The sequence below is a fragment of the Crossiella cryophila genome (assembly GCF_014204915.1).
GTDB lineage: Bacteria > Actinomycetota > Actinomycetes > Mycobacteriales > Pseudonocardiaceae > Crossiella > Crossiella cryophila.
In genome coordinates this window covers 663,423-683,348 of sequence record NZ_JACHMH010000001.1, presented here as the reverse complement: position 1 = coordinate 683,348, position 19,926 = coordinate 663,423, and the positions used below count along the sequence as shown (strand labels likewise).

The 19,926-nt window shown below is 72.2% G+C and carries 18 protein-coding genes; 14 read left to right on the top strand and 4 right to left on the bottom strand.

Annotated features, from left to right (window positions below; genetic code table 11):
• Nucleotides 1–7 precede the first annotated feature (7 nt).
• Together HNR67_RS03235 and HNR67_RS03230 are read right to left on the bottom strand one after the other, a co-directional pair.
• On the bottom strand, nt 8–838 hold the full coding sequence (locus HNR67_RS03235) for a class I SAM-dependent methyltransferase (protein ID WP_185000638.1): 831 nt from the start codon (nt 836–838) through the stop codon (nt 8–10).
• Nucleotides 835–1,335 (bottom strand): DUF2505 domain-containing protein, encoded by a 501-nt coding sequence (locus HNR67_RS03230; RefSeq protein ID WP_185000637.1) that lies wholly within the window; start codon nt 1,333–1,335, stop codon nt 835–837. The genes HNR67_RS03235 and HNR67_RS03230 overlap by 4 nt, the downstream gene beginning before the upstream one ends.
• A gap of 17 nt (nt 1,336–1,352) precedes the next feature.
• Here HNR67_RS03230 and HNR67_RS03225 point away from each other — a divergent pair, with 17 nt between their 5' ends.
• From HNR67_RS03225 to HNR67_RS03190, 8 genes are all read left to right on the top strand, one after another.
• Entirely contained in the window at nt 1,353–2,426 is a 1,074-nt protein-coding gene (locus HNR67_RS03225; RefSeq protein ID WP_185000636.1) for a UDP-N-acetylmuramate dehydrogenase, read from the top strand.
• 116 nt (nt 2,427–2,542) lie between these two features.
• The gene (locus tag HNR67_RS03220) at nt 2,543–3,538 is read left to right on the top strand and encodes a chymotrypsin family serine protease (RefSeq protein ID WP_185000635.1); all 996 of its coding nucleotides are present in this window, start codon (nt 2,543–2,545) and stop codon (nt 3,536–3,538) included.
• Between the two features lie 187 nt (nt 3,539–3,725).
• Nucleotides 3,726–4,856 carry a L,D-transpeptidase gene (locus HNR67_RS03215; RefSeq protein ID WP_185000634.1) on the top strand — a complete coding sequence of 377 codons (1,131 nt, stop codon included), beginning with the start codon at nt 3,726–3,728 and terminating at the stop codon, nt 4,854–4,856.
• A complete protein-coding gene (locus tag HNR67_RS03210) occupies nt 4,853–5,695 on the top strand; it encodes an alpha/beta fold hydrolase (protein ID WP_185000633.1) in 843 nt (280 codons plus the stop codon). The genes HNR67_RS03215 and HNR67_RS03210 overlap by 4 nt, the downstream gene beginning before the upstream one ends.
• Complete coding sequence (mshA, locus tag HNR67_RS03205; RefSeq protein WP_312986322.1) at nt 5,692–6,975, top strand: D-inositol-3-phosphate glycosyltransferase; 1,284 nt, start codon at nt 5,692–5,694, stop codon at nt 6,973–6,975. The genes HNR67_RS03210 and mshA overlap by 4 nt, the downstream gene beginning before the upstream one ends.
• A complete protein-coding gene (locus HNR67_RS03200; RefSeq protein WP_185000631.1) occupies nt 6,972–7,481 on the top strand; it encodes a type III secretion system chaperone family protein in 510 nt (169 codons plus the stop codon). The genes mshA and HNR67_RS03200 overlap by 4 nt, the downstream gene beginning before the upstream one ends.
• A gap of 82 nt (nt 7,482–7,563) precedes the next feature.
• Nucleotides 7,564–8,481 carry a DUF4349 domain-containing protein gene (locus tag HNR67_RS03195; protein ID WP_185000630.1) on the top strand — a complete coding sequence of 306 codons (918 nt, stop codon included), beginning with the start codon at nt 7,564–7,566 and terminating at the stop codon, nt 8,479–8,481.
• Nucleotides 8,482–8,868: 387 nt separating this feature from the next.
• Nucleotides 8,869–10,437: an AMP-binding protein gene (locus HNR67_RS03190; RefSeq protein ID WP_185000629.1), complete on the top strand. Its 1,569-nt coding sequence runs from the start codon at nt 8,869–8,871 to the stop codon at nt 10,435–10,437.
• Nucleotides 10,438–10,473: 36 nt separating this feature from the next.
• On the opposite strand, the gene HNR67_RS03185 is transcribed toward HNR67_RS03190, so the two are convergent.
• Both HNR67_RS03185 and HNR67_RS03180 read right to left on the bottom strand, forming a co-directional pair.
• Nucleotides 10,474–11,691 (bottom strand): hypothetical protein, encoded by a 1,218-nt coding sequence (locus tag HNR67_RS03185; protein ID WP_185000628.1) that lies wholly within the window; start codon nt 11,689–11,691, stop codon nt 10,474–10,476.
• 38 nt (nt 11,692–11,729) lie between these two features.
• Nucleotides 11,730–12,932: a hypothetical protein gene (locus HNR67_RS03180; RefSeq protein ID WP_185000627.1), complete on the bottom strand. Its 1,203-nt coding sequence runs from the start codon at nt 12,930–12,932 to the stop codon at nt 11,730–11,732.
• Between the two features lie 164 nt (nt 12,933–13,096).
• On the opposite strand from HNR67_RS03180, the gene HNR67_RS03175 reads away from it, so the two are divergent.
• The 6 genes from HNR67_RS03175 to HNR67_RS03150 all read left to right on the top strand — a co-directional run bounded on the left by HNR67_RS03175 (nt 13,097) and on the right by HNR67_RS03150 (nt 19,882).
• Entirely contained in the window at nt 13,097–14,623 is a 1,527-nt protein-coding gene (locus tag HNR67_RS03175; protein ID WP_185000626.1) for an MFS transporter, read from the top strand.
• Nucleotides 14,624–14,698: 75 nt separating this feature from the next.
• On the top strand, nt 14,699–15,625 hold the full coding sequence (locus HNR67_RS03170; RefSeq protein ID WP_185000625.1) for a 1-phosphofructokinase family hexose kinase: 927 nt from the start codon (nt 14,699–14,701) through the stop codon (nt 15,623–15,625).
• Nucleotides 15,622–16,662: an NAD(P)-dependent oxidoreductase gene (locus HNR67_RS03165; RefSeq protein ID WP_185000624.1), complete on the top strand. Its 1,041-nt coding sequence runs from the start codon at nt 15,622–15,624 to the stop codon at nt 16,660–16,662. Before HNR67_RS03170 ends, HNR67_RS03165 begins: the two co-directional genes overlap by 4 nt.
• On the top strand, nt 16,662–18,152 hold the full coding sequence (locus tag HNR67_RS03160) for an FGGY-family carbohydrate kinase (RefSeq protein ID WP_185000623.1): 1,491 nt from the start codon (nt 16,662–16,664) through the stop codon (nt 18,150–18,152). The genes HNR67_RS03165 and HNR67_RS03160 overlap by 1 nt, the downstream gene beginning before the upstream one ends.
• A 123-nt stretch (nt 18,153–18,275) precedes the next feature.
• Entirely contained in the window at nt 18,276–19,142 is an 867-nt protein-coding gene (locus HNR67_RS03155; RefSeq protein ID WP_185000622.1) for a helix-turn-helix domain-containing protein, read from the top strand.
• Complete coding sequence (locus HNR67_RS03150; RefSeq protein WP_185000621.1) at nt 19,139–19,882, top strand: phosphoglyceromutase; 744 nt, start codon at nt 19,139–19,141, stop codon at nt 19,880–19,882. The genes HNR67_RS03155 and HNR67_RS03150 overlap by 4 nt, the downstream gene beginning before the upstream one ends.
• Nucleotides 19,883–19,926: the final 44 nt, after the last annotated feature.

Here is a 19,926-nt window from a genome sequence, read left to right as displayed (position 1 = left end):
ACAGAGCCTACGGATTCGGCCCGTAGACCGCGTCCGCATTGAGCGTGACCTCGCCCAGCCGCCACCGGTTCCGGCGGTCCAGCACCGGCCAGTCCCGTTCGGCGAGCAACCGCACCGCCTCCACCCAGCGGGCCCGTGGACCGTAGGGCGCGAACGGGGCCGCGGTGGCCCAGCAGGCGTCCAGCTCGGCCAGCAGCGCGTGCACCCGCTCGCCGGGCACGTTGTGGTGGATCAGCGATTTGGGCAGTCGTTCGGCCAGGTCGGAGGGCTGTTCCAGGTCCGAGGGCAGGCAGGCCAGGGTGAAGGTCAGCGGTCGCTGCGCGTCCAGGGTGACCCAGCAGCAGCGGCGGCCGATCTCATCGCAGGTGCCCTCCACCAGCAGTCCGCCGGGGGCCAGCCGGGACTGCATGGTCGCCCACGCCTCCGCGGCCGCGGCCTCCTCGTACTGGCGCAGCACGTTGAACGCGCGCACCAGCGCGGGCCGCCGCCCGGCCAGCTCGAACCCGCCGCGGCGGAACTCCAGGCCAGGCCGCTCGGCCGGTTTGGCCGCGTCCACCCGCTCCTGGTCGATCTCCAGGCCGAGCACCCGCAGGTCCGGCCGCAGCCCGCCCAGCCGGTCGGCCAGCTCCACCGCGGTGATCGGCGACGACCCGTAGCCAAGGTCGATGACCAGCGGATCCGGCGCGGCGCGCAGCGCGTCCGCGGTGAGCGCGGTGCCCGCGATCCACCGGTCCACCTTGCGCAGCCGGTTCGGGTTGGTGGTGCCCCTGGTGGGCAGGCCGAGCGTGCGCGCCCGGCCCGCGGCGTAGCGCGGGGCCCGTTTGCGGACCTGGTTCACGAGCGTTCGGACAGCCAGCGCTGGGTGAACTCGTGCTCGGTGTCCAGCAGCCTGGCCACCTGCTCGATGACCGCCCGCTCCACCTTGCCGCCGACGAAGGGCAGCGAGACCGACACCTGCAACCGCCCGGCCACCCGGCAGCCCTCGCCCGCGGCGCTGATCGCGATCGAGCACTCGATGGTCGCGGGCGCGCCGGGCACGGTGGCGTGCACCGAGGCGGTGGCGCCCTCGCCGCTGGGCCGCCAGGTCTCCACCCGCTCGATCACCAGGTCACCGGGGATCAGCGAGCGCACGAAGGAGGGCAGCTTGTCCGCCGGGATGCCCTGCCGCAGCTTGACCACGGTCTCGGCGCCGTTGACCGCGAGCGAGATCAACTCGCCCTTCGGGCCGCCAACCGCGGCCAGCCGGTCGCGCAGATAGGTCTCGTCGACCATGGTCGCGGCCACCGCCGCGGCGGGGAAGGAGTAGCCGTGCGAGGTCTCGGTGCTGGTTGCCACGGGGTGTCACGCTACCGTTGAACGTCGTGACCACACCCGTGCCGTTGGCTGGCTACACCACCCTGCGCCTTGGCGGCCCGGCCTCGGTGTTCCTGGAAGCAACGAAGTCCACCGAGGTCATCGAGGCCGTGCGGGCCGCCGACCAGGCAGGTGAACCCCTGCTCGTGCTGGGCGGGGGGTCCAACCTGGTCATCGGCGACGCGGGCTTCGACGGCACCGTGGTGCGCATCGCCACCCGCGGCCGCGGGCACGACCCGCTCGGCGACGGTCTGGTCCGGCTGACCGTGGAGGCCGGCGAGAACTGGGACGACGTGGTCGCCGACGCGGTGGCCAATGATCTCGGCGGCCTTGAGGCGCTCTCCGGCATCCCCGGCCTGGTCGGCGCGACCCCGGTGCAGAACGTGGGCGCCTACGGCGTTGAGGTGGCCGATCTGCTGCTCTCGGTGGACCTGCTGGACCGGCGCAGCGGCCAGGTGCGCCAGGTCAGCACCGCCGAACTGGGCCTCGGCTACCGCACCAGCGTGCTCAAGGGCACCGACGACGCGGTGGTGCTGCGGGTCTCCTTCGCGCTGCGCACCGGCGGCCAGTCCGCCCCGGTCCGCTACGCCGAACTGGCCAACACCCTTGGCGTGGAGCTGGGCGCCAGGGTGCCAGCCGCCCAGGTCAGGGACGCGGTGCTGGCCCTGCGCACCGGCAAGGGCATGGTGCTCGACGCCGAGGACCACGACACCTGGAGCGCCGGGTCCTTCTTCACCAATCCGATCGTGGCCGAGGCCGACCTGCCCAGGGTGCTCTCGCTGATCCACGCCCGGCTCGGGCCGGAGATCAAGGTGCCGCGGTACCCCGGTGGCGCCGGCCGGGTGAAGCTGTCCGCGGCCTGGCTGATCGAGCGGGCCGGGTTCCTGCGCGGGCACGAGGCCGCCGACGGCCGGGTCTCGCTCTCGCACAAGCACACCCTGGCGCTGACCAACCGCGGCAAGGCCGACACCGAGGACCTGCTGACGCTGGCCCGTGAGGTGCGTGACGGCGTGCGCGGTGCGTTCGAGGTCGATCTGCACCCGGAACCGGTCTTCGTGGGCTGCAACCTCTGACCTGCGGGAACAAAACTCGTGTGCGCTGGGCAACCGGCCAAACGAGTGACGCCAAGTGACGGGCTCCTCACCCCGAGTGTTTCATGGACGGTGAAGTACCGGATCGAGGAGTTCGCATGACCAGCGCGGAGGACGACAGGCGCAGGGCGGCGATCCGGCCGGTGAAGCGGCGGCACGAGGACACCCTGCTCGACCTGCCCGGCGTCGTCGCGGTGGACATCGGCGCGCAGACCACGGGTGGTGTGCGCACCGGCCGGCCGGCCATCGTGGTGTCGGTGCGGGTGAAGCGGCCCGCGGTCACCGTGGCGCACGGCCAGCTGCTGCCTGCCGAGATCGACGGGGTGCCGGTGGACGTCATCGAGGAGGACGTCCTGCTGCACCCCGCGCTGCTGCGCGCCGACGCCGCCCCTGAGCGCTCCGGCGAGTCCTACCCGGCCCTGGTCGGCGGGATCAGCGTCGGCCCCTGCCGGTCCATCCAGATGGTCCCGCCGCAGGCCCCCGAGCCCGGCGAGTACGTCACCGTGGGCACCCTTGGCCTGCTGGTGGCCGCCCGCGCCGACCGGCGGCGGGTGTTCGGCCTGACCAACTTCCACATCGCCTGCGTGGACGACGCCTGGGCGGTGGGCGATGCGATGACCCACCCCTCCAGGGTCGACGGCGGCCGCTGCCCGCAGGACATCGTGGGCAGCCTGGCCAGTTCGGCGCTGTCCGGTTCGGTGGACGCGGCGCTGATCGCGCTGACCCCGGAGCGGGCGTGGCGGCGGGAGATCGCCCAGCTCGGCAGGCCGGGCGGCTGCGCGCGGGCGCTGCTGGGCAGCCTGGTGCGCAAACGCGGCCGGACCACCGGGCTCACCCAGGGCGTGGTGGTCTCCACCGACGTCACGCTCTGCCTGGACTACGGCGACAGCCTGGGCAGGCGGCGGCTGCGGGACCAGATCAGGGTCACCACGGCCGAGGGGGTCTTCGGCGATCGGGGCGACTCCGGCGCGGTGCTGGTGGACCCGGACAACCAGGTGGTCGGCCTGCACTGCGCGGGCACCCTCGGCGGCGGCAGCGGCTTCGCCAACCCCATCAACCGGGTGCTCGATGAGCTGGACGTAGTGCTGGCCTAGAACGGCCCATCCTGATCATCCGGTTCACCCGCAACCCCAATGTGAGAAGTGACACATCGACTTCGGGCACCCCCTTACGGGCATGGGGCGTCCTGGAGATGAGGGCACCCTTGACGGGGTGCCGGATGCGTGGAGGTCGACTGTGGTTGCTCAACGACGGGGACGGGGACGGTCCCTGCTCGGCTTGATGGGGTTGCTCACCGCGGGTGCGCTGCTGCTTTCCGCCTGTACCGGCGGTGCGGGCGGGGATGGCGGCGGCACCAGCAAGGCTGACGCGCCACCGGTCGCCAAGGTCAGCGTGGAGCCTGGGGACGGCGCCAAGGACATCAGCCCGCGCGCGCCGGTCAAGGTCTCGGTCGCCGAGGGCTCGCTGGACGAGGTGACGCTGACCGCGGACGGCAAGGCGGTCGCGGGCAAGATCGCCGCGGACAAGAAGACCTGGGCGCCGGACAAGGTGCTCGAGTTCGGCAAGAGCTACACCCTCGGCGGCTCGGCCACCGGCACCGACGGCAAGAAGGTCGACATCAAGGGCGGCTTCGCCACCCAGGCCGCGGGCAAGCTGATGCGGGCCACGATCAACCCGGTGGACAACGCCACCGTGGGCATCGCGATGCCGGTCAAGGTCGAGTTCGACGAGGCCCCGCAGGACCGGGCCGCGGTGGAGAAGGCGCTCAAGGTGGAGACCTCGGTGCCGGTGGAGGGGGCCTGGGCCTGGCTCAACCCCAAGGAAGTGCACTACCGGCCCAAGGAGTTCTGGCCGGCCAACACCCAGGTCAAGGTCAGCGCGGACCTGTTCGCGGTGCCCTATGGCAAGAACGTCTTCGGCCGGGCCAGCCTGAGCACCAAGTTCACCATCGGCCGGGCGCAGATCGTCGAGGCCAGCGTGGCCACCAAGCGCATGATCGTGAAGCGGGACGGCCGGGAGTTGATGAACCTGCCTGCCAGCCTTGGTGATGAGAGCAAGCCGGACCTGCGCACCGCGAACGGGATCTACATGGTCTCCGAGCGCAACGCCACCGAGCGCATGGTCAACGAGAAGTACAAGTACGACGTCACCAAGAAGTGGGCGGTGCGCATCGCCAACAGCGGTGAGTTCATCCACGAGAACCAGGACAACGCGGCCAACCTGGGCAAGCGCAACACCTCGCACGGTTGCATCAACCTGAGCGAGGCGGACGCGAAGAGGTACTTCGACAGCTCGCTGATCGGCGACCCGGTGATCATCTCCGGCTCCGCAGGCACCAAGGGCGCGGTGTCGGACACCTACGACTGGCGGATCGACTGGCCGACCTGGCTGTCGAAGTCGGCCCTGAAGTGACCACCACGATCACCGGCCACGGCGGTACGCGGCTCGCGCTGCGCACCGCCGGGCCGGTGGGCGCGCCCGCGCTGGTGCTGCTGCACGGCTGGGCGCAGAGTTCGGCGGTGTGGCGGCGGCTGCTGGCCGACCCCGGCCTGACCGAGCGGTACCGGCTGCTCGCGCCGGACCTGCGCGGCCACGGCGAGTCCGAGGCCCCCGACGGCGGCTACGACGACCCGGCCGCCTGGGCCGGCGACCTGGCCGCGGTGCTCGAGCACGCCAGCGGACCGGCCGTGGTGCTCGGCTGGTCCTACGGCGGGCTGGTGATCGCGGACTACCTGCGGGTGCGTGGCGACGCCGCGCTGGCCGGGATCGTGCTGGTCGGCGCGGTCACCGAGATCGGCCCTGACCGGCCGGGCGGGGCCACCGGCCCGGTGCTGACCACCGGGCTGCGCGAGATGCTCTCCCCTGACGACGAGGTGGCCCGCCCGGCACTGCGCGAGTTCATCGCCGGCGGCACCGCGGTGCCGCTGCCCCAGGACGAGCAGGACCGGCAGCTCGGCACCGCGCTGGCCACCCCGGCCGCGGTGCGCAAGGCCGTGTTCAAGCGGGACATCGGCAGTGCCGAGGCGCTGAGCAAGGTGACCGTGCCCACCCTGGTGCTGCACGGGGACTCCGATGAGGTGGTCCTGCCGGTGGCCGGTCGCTACGCCGCGGACACCGTGCCCGGCGCGGCGGCCAGCTGGTATCCGGGCTGCGGGCACGCCCCGTTCCTGGAGCGTCCGGCGGACTTCGACGTTGAGCTGGCCCACTTCCTGACGCGCTGCCACGTGGAGCACGGCAAAATGGGTCTGTGAGACGCAGAGGCATCGGTCGAGCGGGCAGGGTAGCCGTGCTGTCCCTGCACACCTCCCCGCTCGAACAGCCAGGCACCGGCGACGCCGGTGGCATGAACGTCTACATCGCGCAGACCGCGATCCGGCTGGCCCAGCGCGGCACCGCGGTCGAGGTCTTCACCAGGGCCACCTCCTCCGAGCTGCCGCCGACGGCCGAACTCGCGCCGGGGGTGACCGTGCGGCACGTGCCGGCCGGGCCGTACGAGGGGCTGGAGAAGAACGACCTGCCCGCCCAGCTCTGCGCGTTCAGCGCGGGCGTGCTGCGCACCGAGGCCAGCCACGCGCCCGGCTACTACGACGTGGTGCACTCGCACTACTGGCTCTCCGGCCAGGTCGGCTGGCTGGCCAGGGACCGCTGGGGGGTGCCGCTGGTGCACACCGCGCACACCCTGGCCAAGGTCAAGAACCGCGCGCTCGCCGCGGGCGACACGCCGGAACCGCAGGTCAGGGTGATCGGCGAGCAGCAGGTGGTGGCCGAGGCGGACAAGCTGGTGGTCAACACCGAGGTCGAGGCCGCTGAGCTGACCGGGCTCTACCAGGCCCGGCCGGACCAGGTGGCCGTGGTGCCGCCAGGGGTCGACCTGGAGCGCTTCACCCCCGACGGCCGGGCCGCCGCACGGGCCGAGCTGGGCCTGGCCCCGGACGCCGTGGTGCTCGCCTTCGTCGGCCGGATCCAGCCGCTCAAGGCGCCCGACGTCCTGCTGCACGCCGCCGCCGAAATGATCAACCGCGATCCTGGATTGCGGGCCCGGCTGGTGGTGCTGATCGTCGGCGGACCCTCCGGCACCGGCCTGGACCGGCCGACCGTGCTGCACGAGCTGGCCGCCCGGCTGGGCATCGCCGAGCTGGTCCGCTTCCTGCCGCCGCGGCCGGGCGCCGCGCTGGCCACGGTGTACCGGGCCGCCGACGTGGTCGCGGTGCCCAGCCACTCCGAGTCCTTCGGCCTGGTCGCGCTGGAGGCCCAGGCCTGCGGCACCCCGGTGGTCGCCGCCGCGGTCGGCGGGCTGCCGGTCGCGGTCGCCGACGGGGTCTCCGGCCTGCTGGTCCCCGACCACCGCGCGAGTTCCTGGGCGGACGCGCTGGGGCACCTGGCGCTGGCGCCCACCCGGTGGCGGGAGTTCGCCGCCGCCGCCCCCGCGCACGCCGCGGCGTTCTCCTGGGACCACACCGCCGAGCGGCTGCTCGCGGTGTACGGCCAGGCGGCCGCCGCGCTGCGCACCACCCTGGAGATCGCGGTATGAGCCTCGACCAGCTGATCGAGTCCACTTTGGACAGTCAGGAACTCAAGTACGCCAAGCGGGAGCAGGGCCGCTGGTTCGTCACCCTGCCAGGGGTGAAGAAACTCCAGACCAACCTGTGGCTGATCCTGGGCCGCCAGTCGCTGCTGGTGGAGGCGTTCGTGTGCCGCCGCCCGGACGAGGGCCACGAGCAGGTCTACCGATTCCTGTTGCGCCGCAACGCCCGGCTCTACGGCGTGCACTACACCGTGGACCCGGCTGGCGACATCTACCTGATCGGCCGGATCGGCCTGCACGCGGTCACCGCGGACGAGCTGGACCGGGTGCTCGGCCAGGTGCTGGAGGCCGCCGACGGGGACTTCAACACGTTGCTGGAACTGGGTTTCGCCGGGGCCATCCGGCGGGAGTGGGACTGGCGGGTCTCCCGCGGCGAGTCACTGGCCAACCTGCAGGCGTTCAAGCACCTGGTGACCTCCCCGCACGAGGGCCCGGTGCACGCCGAGTCCTGATCGTGACCGGCGCCGGGCAACGGCCGTCACCCCGCACTCCGTCCGATCGTTGTATCGCAGACGACGATGGGGGTCGGACGACATGGCAGGACGATCATTACTCGCCCTCGGCGCACTGGGCCTGGTGCTGGTGGCCGGGTGCTCCGGGGCGGGTGAGCGGGCCAACACGGCGGTCGGCGTCGCCGAACCCGCGCAGGGCGGCTCCGCCCAGCAGGGCTTCAGCGGCGGCCCCGGCGACGCCAAGGTCCCGCAGCAGAAGAACCCGGGCGCGGTGGTCGAGAAGGGCGCCAGCGCCCCGGAACCGGCTTCGCTGGAGGCCCGGCAGCTGATCAGGACCGCGCGGCTCGAGCTGAGCGTGGCCAAGGTCGAGGAGGCCGTGCGCAAGGCGCAAGAAGAGGCCAAGGCGGCCGGCGGGTTCGCCAGCGAGGAGAACGCGCGCGAGCAGCGGGCCACGCTGACCGTGCGGGTGCCCGCGGACAAGCTGGACGAGGTGCTCAACCGGCTCGACGACCTCGGCAAGGTCATCGTGCGCGAGCAGCGCTCCCAGGACGTCACCGACGCGCTGGTGGACACCAAGAGCAGGCTGGAGTCCCAGCAGGCCAGCGTGGCCAGGGTGCGCGCGCTGCTGGAGCGGGCCAACTCGGTCAGCGAGATCGTGCAGGTCGAGGGTGAGCTGACCAAGCGGCAGGCCGAGCTGGAGTCCTTGCAGCGCAGGCTGGAGTCGATGTCCAAGCAGGTCGCCATGGCCACCGTGTCGGTGTCCCTGGTGCGCGAGGACCAGGCTGTCGCGCCGAGCGGGGACGGGTTCCTGGACGCGCTGGCCGCGGGCTGGCGGGCCTTCCTGAGCACGGTCAACGGACTGCTGATCGCGCTGGGCGCCACGCTGCCGTTCCTGGTGGCACTGGGCATCGTGGGCGCGCTGGTGTTCCTGGTGCTGCGCCGCCGCAAGAACGCCACTGCCCCGGCCGAGCCGGTGGCCACCGAGAACCCGGTGGGCTGAAGGGTGTCGCGCGGGGCGGCCCGGGAGAGAGGGGGAGTCGCGAGCTCGAGCCGCCCCGCGTCCACAAGCTCCCGCTACGTCGGACCACTGCGGGCGGGGGGAGCCCTGGGTCCGGGCGGGCCGCGGTTCAACGGGGGATATGAACCGCGATGGACACCCTCTCGAGATCGGGGAGTGCGTGGGAGCCGATCTGAAAGAGTGATGTCAACTTGGCAGATTCGATGTGGCAATCACAAGCCTGGCCCACTGCTCCATTCGAGTGTACTTAGCTCGGTGGGATAACGGGATGATGTCTGGTCGGCCGCTGTTGACAACAACTTGACTGGGGCCTGTGAGCGTAGTCACGATTGATCGCCCGATTGGCGTCCGCCGTTGGAGGGAACACCCATGGCATTTCGCAGTCCGTACCCCGATGTCGCGGTTCCGGACGTCTCGCTGCCGGAGCTGCTGTTCGGGGCGCTGAGCCCGGAACAGGCCGCCGCGCCTGCGTTGATCGACGGGCCGAGCGGGCGCACGCTGCGCTACGGCGAGCTGGCCGCGCTGATCGACAAGGCCGCTGCCGGACTTGCCGCCCGCGGTATCAACAAGGGTGATGTGGTCGGCATCTTCAGTCCGAACACGCCCTACTACGCGGTGGTATTCCACGGCGTGCTGCGGGCGGGCGCGGTGGCCACCACGGTGAACGCGCTCTACACCGCCGAGGAGCTGGCCCATCAGCTCATCGACGCCGGGGCGAAGCTGCTGTTCACCGTCTCCGCCTTCGCCGAGCGGGCACTGGCCGCGGCCGAGGCGGCCGGCATCGCCGAGGTGATCTTCCTGGACGGCCTGGACGGCCACCCCGCGCTGGCCGAGCTGCTGGCCACCGAGGCCGCGCCGCCGGTGATCGAGTTCGACCCGGCCGAGGATCTCGCCGTGCTGCCCTACTCCTCGGGCACCACCGGCCGGGCCAAGGGCGTGATGCTGACCCACCGCAACCTGGTGGCCAACATCGAGCAGTTCAAGCAGGTCGTGCACATCAACTCGGCGGATCGAGTGCTGGCCGTGCTGCCGTTCTTCCACATCTACGGCATGCAGGTGACCATGAACCACGCGCTCGCGGTGGGCGCGACCGTGGTCACCATGCCCAAGTTCGACCTGGCCGAGTTCCTGCGGATCATCGCCGAGCACCGGACCAGCTACGTCTACATCGCCCCGCCGGTGGCGGTCGCGCTGGCTAAGCACCCGATGGTGGACGACTACGACCTGTCCGCGATGAAGATGCTCTTCTCCGGCGCCGCGCCGCTGGACGCCGAACTGGCGAACGCGGTGGCCAAGCGGCTGGGCGTGGCGGTGCGGCAGGGCTACGGCATGACCGAGATGAGCCCGGTCAGCCACGCCATCCCGAGCGACCGCCCGGACATCAACGTGGGCACGGTCGGGCTGATCCTGCCGAACATGGTGTGCAAGCTGGTCGACCCGGCCACCGATGAGGAGTCGCTGCCCGGTCAGCCCGGTGAGCTGTGGTGCCAGGGGCCCAACGTGATGAAGGGCTACCTGAACAACGAGGAGGCCACCAAGTCCACTTTGGACGATGAGGGTTTCCTGCACACCGGCGATGTCGCGGTGATCGACGAGCACGGCGTTGTGTCCATTGTGGACAGAGTGAAGGAACTGATCAAGTACAAGGGCTACCAGGTGCCGCCCGCCGAGCTGGAGGCGTTGCTGCTGACCCATCCGCAGATCGCCGACGCCGCGGTGATCGGCGTGCGGGACGCCGATGGCGAGGAGGTGCCCAAGGCGTTCGTGGTGCGCCAGGCAGGCGCCGAGGAGCTGGACGAGACCGCGGTGATGACCTTCGTGGCCGGGCAGGTGGCCCCGCACAAGAAGGTCAGGGTGGTCGAGTTCCTGACCGCGATCCCCAAGTCCGCCAGCGGGAAGATCCTGCGCAAGGACCTGCGCGCCCGCGAGCGGGGCTGACCCCTTCCCTGACGGGCCGGGGTCGGCCCCGGCCCGTCAGGGGTGCACGTCCGCGCCGAGCAGGGCGGGCCGGAAGCCGCGCACGCTGCCGCCGTTGGTCGGCCACAGCGTGCTGACCACGCCGTCGCTCAGGCGCACCGACTGCACGGTGAGCATCCGCGGCTGGTGCGGGGACAGCCACTGGTTGTGCCGCATCAGGTAGACCGAGTCATCCCGCCAGGACCAGGCAGCCGAGCCCAGGATCCACGGGATGAACGGGAAGGTCATCGAGTTGGGCGGCAGCGCGTACCGGCTGGTGGCGCCGGTGCGCAGGTCAAGCACGGCAAGGGATTCGAAGTCCGGCAGCGTGGGCGGCGGCACCGCGTAAGCGATCTTGTCGCCCTTGATGGAGAGCGCCGAGCGGTGTTCGTTGCCGTTGAAGTTCTCGCCGAAGACCCGCTCGCCTCGGTCCGCGCCGAACATCCCGGCCGGCAGCGGTTCCATCCTGCCCGCGCTGATCCGCCAGAAGCCCTTGGGCGTGCGCACCACGGCGATCCCGCTGGGGCTCAACAGGATCCGGTCCGCCACCGCGCCGTCCGGGGTGCTGATCGGGCCGAACGTGCCGCCGTAGCGCGCCCACAGCGGACCCGACGCGCCCCGGACGTAGAGCCGGTCCTGGCCGTAACCCAGGTCCACGTTGACGTGCTTGCCGTTGACCCGGTCGTAGTTGCCGCCGTACTGGAACACCGCCTGGTCCGGGTACGGCTTGGCCTCGGGCAGCCTGGCCAGCGGGATCCCGGCCCCGGCCCGGTGCACCGGGTAGCGGCGCAGCACGGTCTCGGCCGGTCCGGCCTGCTGGGTGGTGACCACGCCGCGGCCGTCCGGGGTGAGGTCGATCGGCACCTCACCCGCGCCGAAGCGCTGGTTCCAGGACTTCAGCTCGGTGGCGCCGGGCAGCCCGACCGCCAGCGCGAGCGTGCCGTCCGGGTTGGCCGCCACGGCCTGGAACAGCGCCTGGCGGCCGCCAAGCGAGGCCCCGATCAGCCGGGACTCGGTGCTCACCCCGTTGAACCGGCGTGGCTTGGGATAGGCGCTCTCCGCGACCGTGCCCGACCCGTTGTCGTAGCGGTGCAGCTCGTGGCCGCCGATCTCGTCCGAGCCCTGGAACGAGGTGATGGACTCCGGCGCGGGCGCGGCGTTGGCGGGTGTGGCGAACAGCAGCAGGGACAGCGCCAGCACCGGTGTGCAGGCGCGGGTGAACGTGGACCTGACCATGGAACCCCCTGGAGAGATGACTTCGGACGCTGGACCCATCAGGGGTGCACGTCAGCGGCCAGCAGGCGCGGACCCCTGGCCGGCACGCTGCGGCCGTCGTGCGGCCACTTGGTTTCCACCGACCCGTCGGCGATCTTCACCGACTGCACGGTCAGCTTGTGCGGCTGGTGCGGGGTCAGCCACCGCGCGTGCCGCAGCACGTAGACCGAATCGTCCCGCCAGGACCAGGCCGCCGAGCCCATGACGAGGGGCTCGAAGGGAGCGGGTTCGGCGTTGGGTGGCAGCGGGTACCGGTTGTGCTTGCCGGTGCGCAGGTCCAGCACGTTGAGCGGCTCGAAGCGCGACTCGCCCTCCGCCGGTGAGGCGTAGGCGATCTTGTCGCCGTTGACCGACAGTGCCGAGTAGTGGCTCTCCCGGCCGAAGTTCTCGCCGAAGACCCGGTTGCCGCGGTCCGCGCCGAACATGGCCGGAGACAGTCGTTCCATCTTGCCCGCGCTGATCCGCCAGAAGCTCTTGGGCGTGCGCACGACCGCGATTCCGCTGGCACTCAACAGGATCCGGTCCGCGGTGGCGCCGTCCGGGGTGACGATCGGGCCGAAGGTCCCGCCGTAGCGGGCCCAGCTCGGGCCGTTGGCGTAGAGCCGGTCCTGGCCGTAACCGATGTTGATGTTGACGTTCTGGTTGTCCGGCAGGTAATAGCTGCCGCTGTACTGGAACGAGACGCTTTCCGGGTACTGACTGGCCCTGGGCAGCCGGGCCAGCACACTGCCCTGCCCGGCGCGGCCAGCCGGATAGCGGCGCAGCACGGTCTCGCTCTCGCCCACCCGCTGGGCGGTGACCACGCCGCGGCCGTCCGGGGTCAGGTCGAACGGCCACTCGCCCACGCCGAAGCGTTGCTGCCAGGACCGCAGGCTGGTGGACCCCGGCTCGCCGAGGCCCAGGGTGAGGGTGGTCCCGGTGTCCGTGCCATCGGCCTGGAACAGCGCCTGACGGCCGCCGAGGGAGGCCCCGACGATGCGGGACTTGTAGGTCACCCCGTTGAACTCGCGTTCCTTCGGATAGCCCATCTCGGCGGCCCAGCCGCCGTCGTAGCGGTGCAGCATGTGGCCGCCCACCTCGGAGGCGCCCTGGTACGAGGCCACCGATTCCGGCGCGGGCGCGGCGTTGGCGGGTGTGGCGAACAAGAGCAGGGACAGCGCCAGCACCGGTGTGCAGGCGCGCGCGTACCTGGGCAGAGCCATGGAACCCCCTGTGGACGATGACGTACCCCTGCCTCGACGGTAGGGGCCAGCCGGGCGGGTCCGCGTGGGCTGAACGGCGCTCATCCACCTGCACTTTGGGGCGGCATATCAAAAACCCGAGGGCTGCCTTGTGCCGCGGCGAGCGCACTGGCCCACTGGCAGTCATGGACGAGCTGACGCACCGGCGGCGGTGGGGCATTCTCGCCGTGCTGAGCATCTGTCTGCTCATCCCGGTGCTGGACACCATGATCCTCCAGGTCGCGTTGCAGCGGATCCAGGCCGAGCTGGGCGCCACCCAGTCCGAACTGCAATGGGCGGTGGACGCCTACACGCTGGTCTTCGCCGCGCTGCTGTTCGCCACCGGCGCGCTGGCCGACGCGTTCGGGCGAAGGCGGATCCTGCTGTTCGGGCTGCTCGCCTTCGGTATCGCCTCCGCACTGTGCGCCTTCGCGAGCAGTCCGGGCGAGCTGGTGCTGTTCCGGGCGATCAAGGGCATCGGCGCGGCCGCCATGCCCGCGACCAGCCTGGCCATCCTCACCCACGTCTTCCCCGCGCAGGAGCGGGCGCGGGCGATCGGCATCTGGTCCGGCGTGTCCGGGCTCGGCGTGGCGCTGGGGCCGGTGGTCGGCGGGGTGCTGCTGGAGTACTTCTGGTGGGGCTCGGTGTTCCTGGTCAACGTGCCGGTGGTGCTGGCAGGACTGGTGCTGATCGCCTGGCTGGTGCCGGAGTCGCGCAGCCCCGGCCGCCGGGCCGTCGACCCGCTGGGCACCCTGCTCTCCATCGGCGGCATCGGCCTGCTGGTCTACGCGATCATCCACGGCGGCGAGGCAGGGGACTGGCTCGGCGCGGGTGTGCTGCTGCCACTGGGCGGCGCGATCGCGCTGCTGGTGCTGTTCGTGCTGGCCGAGCGGCGGATCGCGGATCCGGCCATCGACCTGAGCCTGTTCCGGGACCCGGTGTTCACCGCCGGGTCCAGCGCGGTGGCCATCGGCTTCTTCGTGCAGTCCGGCGGCTTCTTCGCGCTGGTCTTCCACCTGCAACTGGTCCGGGGCAACTCACCGCTGGAGACCGGCCTGCTGTTCCTGCCGGTCGCCGTCGGCACCGTGATCGCCTCCACCCGCGGTGCCGCGCTGGCCCAGCGTTTCGGCGCGAACGCGGTGGTCGGCGGCGGCCTCGCGGTGTCCGGGTTGTTCTTCGCCGGTAGCGCGTTCTGGACCCCGTCGACGCCGATCTGGTTGCTGGAACTGGGTTTCGGCGTGTTCGGACTGGCCTTCGGGTGTGTGCTCGGCCCGGCCACCGCGGCCGCGATGAGCGTGGTGCCCCCGGCCAAGGCGGCCGCCGGGTCCGCGGTGAACAGCACCGTCCGGCAGCTCGGCGCGGCACTGGGCATCGCGCTGGTCGGCTCGGTGCTCTCGGTCGGCTACCGCGACGGCCTCGGGCCGGCGGCCGAACTGCTGCCCGCGGCGGTGCGCGCCGAGGCGACCGACTCCCTTGGCGCCACCCTGGCGGTGCGCGCCCAGGCAGGCGACCGCGCCGGTGAACTGGTCGAGGCCGCCACGCGTGCCTTCGCCGAGGGCATGGCCGCCGCGGTGTGGACGGCCGCAGCGGCCGCCCTGCTCGGCGCGCTGCTCACCGCGTTGCTGCTGCCCGGCCGGGTGCCCGCGAAGGCCAGGGCGGGCGCACCCGGTTGATCCACCCGGTGGGTTCGAGTTGTCGAGCCGGGCCGGAGCGGGCAGATTCGCAAGCCTGTGGAAGGCGGTGCGTCCATGATCGTCACGGTCACCCCGAACCCCAGCCTGGACCGCACCCTGCGGTTACCCGGCCCCTTGCGGCCGGGCCGGGTGCACCGGGCCACCGGCAGTGCCACCGAGGCCAGCGGCAAGGGCGTCAACGTGACCAGGGTGCTGCGCGCCAACGGGATCGACTCCACCGCGGTGCTGCCACTGGGCGGCGCGACCGGGGCTGAGCTGCGCGCGCTGCTGACCGCCGAGCGGGTGCCGTTCACCGCGGTGCCCATCGCCGGGCGGATCCGCAGCAACATCACCGTGCTCGGCTCGCGCTCGGGCACCACCAAGCTCAACGAACCCGGCCCCGAACTCACCGAGCGGGAACTCGACGAACTCGTCGCCGCCACCGGCCGGGCCGTCCGGGACAGCCGGGCCCGCTGGCTGGCGATCTGCGGTTCGCTGCCGCCGGGCACCCCGCCGGGCCTGGTCACCCGGCTGGTCGCGGCCGGGCACGCCGCCGGGGCCGCGGTCGCGGTGGACAGCTCGGGGGCCGGACTGGCCGAGGCGGTGCGGGCGGGCGCTGACCTGGTCGCGCCCAACGCCGAGGAGCTGGCCGAACTCGCCGGGCAGCCGGTCACCGGCCCGGACCAGGCCGCGGACGTGGCCGCGGACCTGTGTCCCGGCACCGCGCTGGTCAGCCTCGGCGAACTGGGCGCGGTGCTCATCCGGCCGGACGGCACCGCCATGCACGCCGTGCCGCCGCCGATCACCGTGGTCAACACCGCCGGGGCCGGGGACGCGCTGCTGGCGGGCTGGCTGGCCGCCGAGGGCCCGGCCGCGGCCCGGCTGGCCCGCGCGGTCGCCTGGGGCGCGAGCGCCTGCCTGGCCGAGGGCACCGCCGAACTCCCGGACCACCCGGTCGCACCGGAGCTGGTCACCACCACCGAACTACAGGAGCGCCGATGAAGGTCCTCATCGCGGGCGATCGCTTCATCCCCGGCCGCACCTTCGCCGAGGAGATCGAGGCCCGGCTGCCCGGCAGCCCGATCACGGTGGCGGACTGGGCCGGGGCCAAGGCCGAGCAGCACGAGGCCCAGCAGGTGATGGAGGTGCGCGGCGCGGCCGCCGTGCCCGCCCCGCCGGAACTGCTCGCCGCGGTGCCGGGGGCCGAGGTGCTGTGCGTGCACTTCGCCCCGGTCGGCCCTGACCTGCTGGCCGCGGCCGAGGACCTGCGGCTGGTTGCGGTGGCCCGTACCGGACTGGAGAACGTGGACCTGGACGCGGCGAGCGCCCGCGGCATCGGCGTGGTGCCGGTCTTCGGCCGCAACGCTTCCGCGGTGGCCGAACTCCAGATCGGGCTGATCCTGGCCGAGTCCAGGGACATCGCCCGCGCGGACGCCTCGGTGAAGCAGGGCGGCTGGCGCAAGGAGTTCCCCGGCCGCCGGGTCGAACTCGGCGGCAGCACGGTCGGCATGATCGGCTTCGGGCACGTCGGCAGGCACTTCGCCCGCAAGCTCGGCGGGTTCGGCTGCACCCTGGTCGCCTACGACCCGTACGCGCCGGACGTGGCACTGGCCGAGTCCGGGGTGCGCCGGGCCGCCAGCCTGGACGACCTGCTCCTCGGCGCGGACTTCGTGGTGGTGCAGGCCAGGCACAGCAAGGAGACCGACCGGTTCATCGGCGCCCGCGAACTGGCCATGCTCAAACCGGGCGCCTACTTCGTCAACGTGGCCCGCAGCCGGGTGGTGGACACCGCGGCGCTCTACGACGCGCTGGCAGGCGGCCGGATCGCGGGCGCCGGCCTGGACGTCTTCGACGAGGAGCCGCTGCCCGCGGACTCGCCGTGGCGGCGGCTGGACAACGTCACCCTGACCACCCACTTCGGCGGCGACACCGAGCAGACCAACCGCACCTCCGCCGCCCTGGTGGCCGAGGCGGTGGCCGAGTTCGCCGAGACCGGCCGGGTGCGCACCGCGGCCAACGCGGACCTGCTGGGCTGGTGATGACCGATCTGCTGCTCGGCATCGACGCCGGGCAGACCGTCACCAAGGCCGTGCTGGTGGCCGCGGACACCGGGCGGGAGATCGCGGTCGGCCAGGCAAGGGTGCCGGTGTCCACCCCGCACCCGCGCTGGGTGGAACGCGACCTCGACCAGGTCTGGGACGGCTGCGTGCGGGCCATCCGGGCCGTGCTGACCGGCATCGACGGCGGCCGGATCGCCGCGATCGGGCTGTGCGGGCACAACGACGGCTGCTACCCGGTGGACGAGCACCTGCGCCCGGTCCGGCCCGCCATCCTGGCCATGGACTCCCGCGCGCACGAGCAGGTCCGCGGCTACCAGGACTCCGGGGTGGCCGCGGCCGCGCTGCCGCTGACCGGCCAGTCCCCGTTCGCGGCCAGCCCGGCCGCGGTGCAGGCCTGGCTGCTGGCCAACGAACCCGAGGCCATGGCCAGGACCCGCTGGCTGCTCTTCTGCAAGGACTGGCTCCGGCTCGGCCTGACCGGTGAGGTGGCCACCGACCCCACCGAGGCATCCGCCTCCTTCACCGACGTGCGCACCCAGCGGTACAGCCCGGCCGCCTTCGAGCTGTACGGCCTGTCCGGACTGGCCGGGAAGCAGCCGCCGATCCTGGGCAGCACCGAGATCGCCGGCCGGGTCACCGCCACCGCGGCCGGGCTGACCGGGCTGCGCGCGGGGACCCCGGTGGTCACCGGCGCGCACGATGTGGACGCCGGCGCGCTCGGCATGGGCGCGGTCACCCCCGGCGCGGCCTCGATCGTGATGGGCACCTTCAGCATCAACCAGGTGGTCACCGAGCAGGTCCGGCTCGACCACCGCTGGCAGGCCCGCGCCTTCCTGGCGCCCGGCCGCTGGCTGGCCATGTCCACCAGCCCGGCCTCCTCCTCGAACCTGGAGTGGTTCGTCCGCACCCTCTGCCCGGAGGCCGCGGCCGGCAGTGCGGACCCGTTCGGGTTCGTCGCCGCCGAGATCGCCGCGAGCACCCGGCCGGACCTGCCGCTGTACCTGCCGTTCCTCTTCGGCGCCCCGGTCGAGCACGGCCCGGCCGCCTCCGCCGGGTTCCTCGGCCTGCGTGGCTGGCACACCCGAGGCGACCTGCTGCGCGCGCTGTGCGAGGGCGTGGCGCTCAACCACCGCACCCACCTGAGCGCGCTGCGCTCGGCCTTCCCGATCACCGGCGCGGCCCGGCTATCCGGCGGCGGCGCGCGCAGCCCGGCCTGGAGCCAGCTGCTGGCCGACGCGGCCGAACTGCCACTGGAGGTCACCGCTGGCGCCGAACCGGGGGCCCGCGGCGCGGCCCTGCTGGCCGGGATCGGCCTCGGCCGCTTCGCTGGACTCACCGAGGCCGCGGCCACCGCCGAGGTGGTCCGCGCGCATCAGCCCGAGGCGGCCGGGGTGGCCAGGATGACCGCCCGCGCGGCCGAATACCGAATGGCCGTCGAATCCCTCCGTGACTGGTGGCAATCCGCTTAATTCGGGGGGTCTGATGGCAAATTTCAAACCGGCTCGGCAACAATACAGATCGACATTCCGCTATGGGGTGACTCTTTCCGGAAATCGGCCGGAAATCGGTTCCGGTGTGGATATCTTGCGCACGTGGTGGAGGAGGACAGCACCGCGCAGCGGCGCGAACTGGGGGAAGCCCTGCGGATCCAGCGGGAACTGGCTGGGATCACCCGTGGCGAACTGATCGCCCACTTCGACTGGTCGGCCAGCAAGTTCTCCCGGCTGGAGGCCGGGAAACGCGGAATCTCGGAAAGCGATGTCACCCGGTTCCTCGGTTACTGCCGGACCGACAACGACGAGGTCGACCGGTTGCTCGGCATTCTCCGCGAACCCGACACCGGCTATTGGGCCCGGCCGCATTCCGGCCGGTTCGCCGACGAACTGCGCACCCTGCTCCTGCACGAGACCACCGCCCGCACGCTGACCAGTTACGACCTCGCGGTGGTGCCGCCGCTGCTGCAGACCGAGTCCTACGCCAGGGCGCTGCTCGGCCCGGACGCCGACCCGCGGCCACGGCTGGCCCGCCAGGCGGTGCTGCCCACCCTGGCCATGGCCACCTTCTACATCCACGAGGCCGCGCTGCGGGCCCAGGTGGGCAGCCCGCTGGTGATGCGCAACCAGCTCGAACTGCTGGCCCGCCGGGTGGAGTGGGCGCGCTGCCGGATCCGGGTGCTGCCGCTGACCGTCTCGGCCGCCAGGGCCAGCGTGAACGCCTTCACCCGGCTGACCTTCCGCGATCACCGCCCGGTGGTGCACGTGGAGGCCGAGACCGCCAGCCTGTTCCTGGAGCACCCGAGTTCGCTTGATCGTTACGAGACCGTCCTCGACACCCTCCGCCGGCTCAGCCTCGGGCCGGAGGAGTCCCGTGACCTGCTGCATCGGCTGGCAGGCGGTCTGGAACCGGCATTCGGTGGCGACGTCACCACGAACGGTGATCTGGCAGGCTGTGGCCCATGACAGGCACGTTGGTGTTGCTCCGTCACGGCCAGAGCGTCTGGAACGCCGAGAACCTGTTCACCGGATGGGTGGACGTCCCGCTGTCGGAGCAGGGGGAGGGCGAGGCGCGCCGGGGCGGTGAACTGCTCCGGGACGCCGGACTGCGGCCGGACATCCTGCACACGTCGCTGCTGCGCCGGGCGATCTCCACCGCGAACCTCGCGCTGGACTCGGCCGACCGGCACTGGATCCCGGTCAAGCGGGACTGGCGGCTCAACGAGCGCCACTACGGCGCGCTGCAGGGCAAGGACAAGAAGCAGACCCTGGAGACCTACGGCGAGGAGCAGTTCAAGCTCTGGCGCCGTTCCTACGACACCCCGCCGCCCGAGATCGAGCTGGGCAGCACCTACAGCCAGGACAGCGACCCGCGCTACGCGGGCATCGGCGCCGCGCTGCCGCGCACCGAATGCCTCAAGGACGTGCTCGCCAGGGTGCTCCCGTACTGGGAGGGCGAGATCGTGCCCGACCTGCGCGCCGGCAAGACGGTGCTGGTCGCGGCACACGGCAACTCGCTGCGTGCGCTGGTCAAGCACCTCGACGGGATCAGCGACGAGGCCATCGCCGGGCTGAACATCCCCACCGGCATCCCGCTGCGCTACGAGCTGGACGAGGACCTCAAGCCGGTCAAGGCCGGTGGTGAGTACCTCGACCCGTCCGCGGCCGAGGACGCCATCAAGGCCGTGGCCAACCAGGGCCGCTGACCCCCTCCGCACACCGGCAGAACGCGCTCGGACCAGGTCCGGGC

Bases quoted from the DNA above. Each gene is read 5' to 3' on its own strand.
- HNR67_RS03220 (WP_185000635.1), top strand. From the start codon at position 2,543: ATGACCAGCGCGGAGGACGACAGGCGCAGGGCGGCGATCCGGCCGGTG.
- HNR67_RS03195 (WP_185000630.1), top strand. From the start codon at position 7,564: ATGGCAGGACGATCATTACTCGCCCTCGGCGCACTGGGCCTGGTGCTG.
- HNR67_RS03215 (WP_185000634.1), top strand. From the start codon at position 3,726: ATGGGGTTGCTCACCGCGGGTGCGCTGCTGCTTTCCGCCTGTACCGGC.
- HNR67_RS03150 (WP_185000621.1), top strand. From the start codon at position 19,139: ATGACAGGCACGTTGGTGTTGCTCCGTCACGGCCAGAGCGTCTGGAAC.
- HNR67_RS03170 (WP_185000625.1), top strand. From the start codon at position 14,699: ATGATCGTCACGGTCACCCCGAACCCCAGCCTGGACCGCACCCTGCGG.
- HNR67_RS03165 (WP_185000624.1), top strand. From the start codon at position 15,622: ATGAAGGTCCTCATCGCGGGCGATCGCTTCATCCCCGGCCGCACCTTC.
- HNR67_RS03190 (WP_185000629.1), top strand. From the start codon at position 8,869: ATGGCATTTCGCAGTCCGTACCCCGATGTCGCGGTTCCGGACGTCTCG.
- HNR67_RS03175 (WP_185000626.1), top strand. From the start codon at position 13,097: ATGGACGAGCTGACGCACCGGCGGCGGTGGGGCATTCTCGCCGTGCTG.
- HNR67_RS03160 (WP_185000623.1), top strand. From the start codon at position 16,662: ATGACCGATCTGCTGCTCGGCATCGACGCCGGGCAGACCGTCACCAAG.
- HNR67_RS03180 (WP_185000627.1), bottom strand. From the start codon at position 12,932: ATGGCTCTGCCCAGGTACGCGCGCGCCTGCACACCGGTGCTGGCGCTG.
- HNR67_RS03185 (WP_185000628.1), bottom strand. From the start codon at position 11,691: ATGGTCAGGTCCACGTTCACCCGCGCCTGCACACCGGTGCTGGCGCTG.
- HNR67_RS03200 (WP_185000631.1), top strand. From the start codon at position 6,972: ATGAGCCTCGACCAGCTGATCGAGTCCACTTTGGACAGTCAGGAACTC.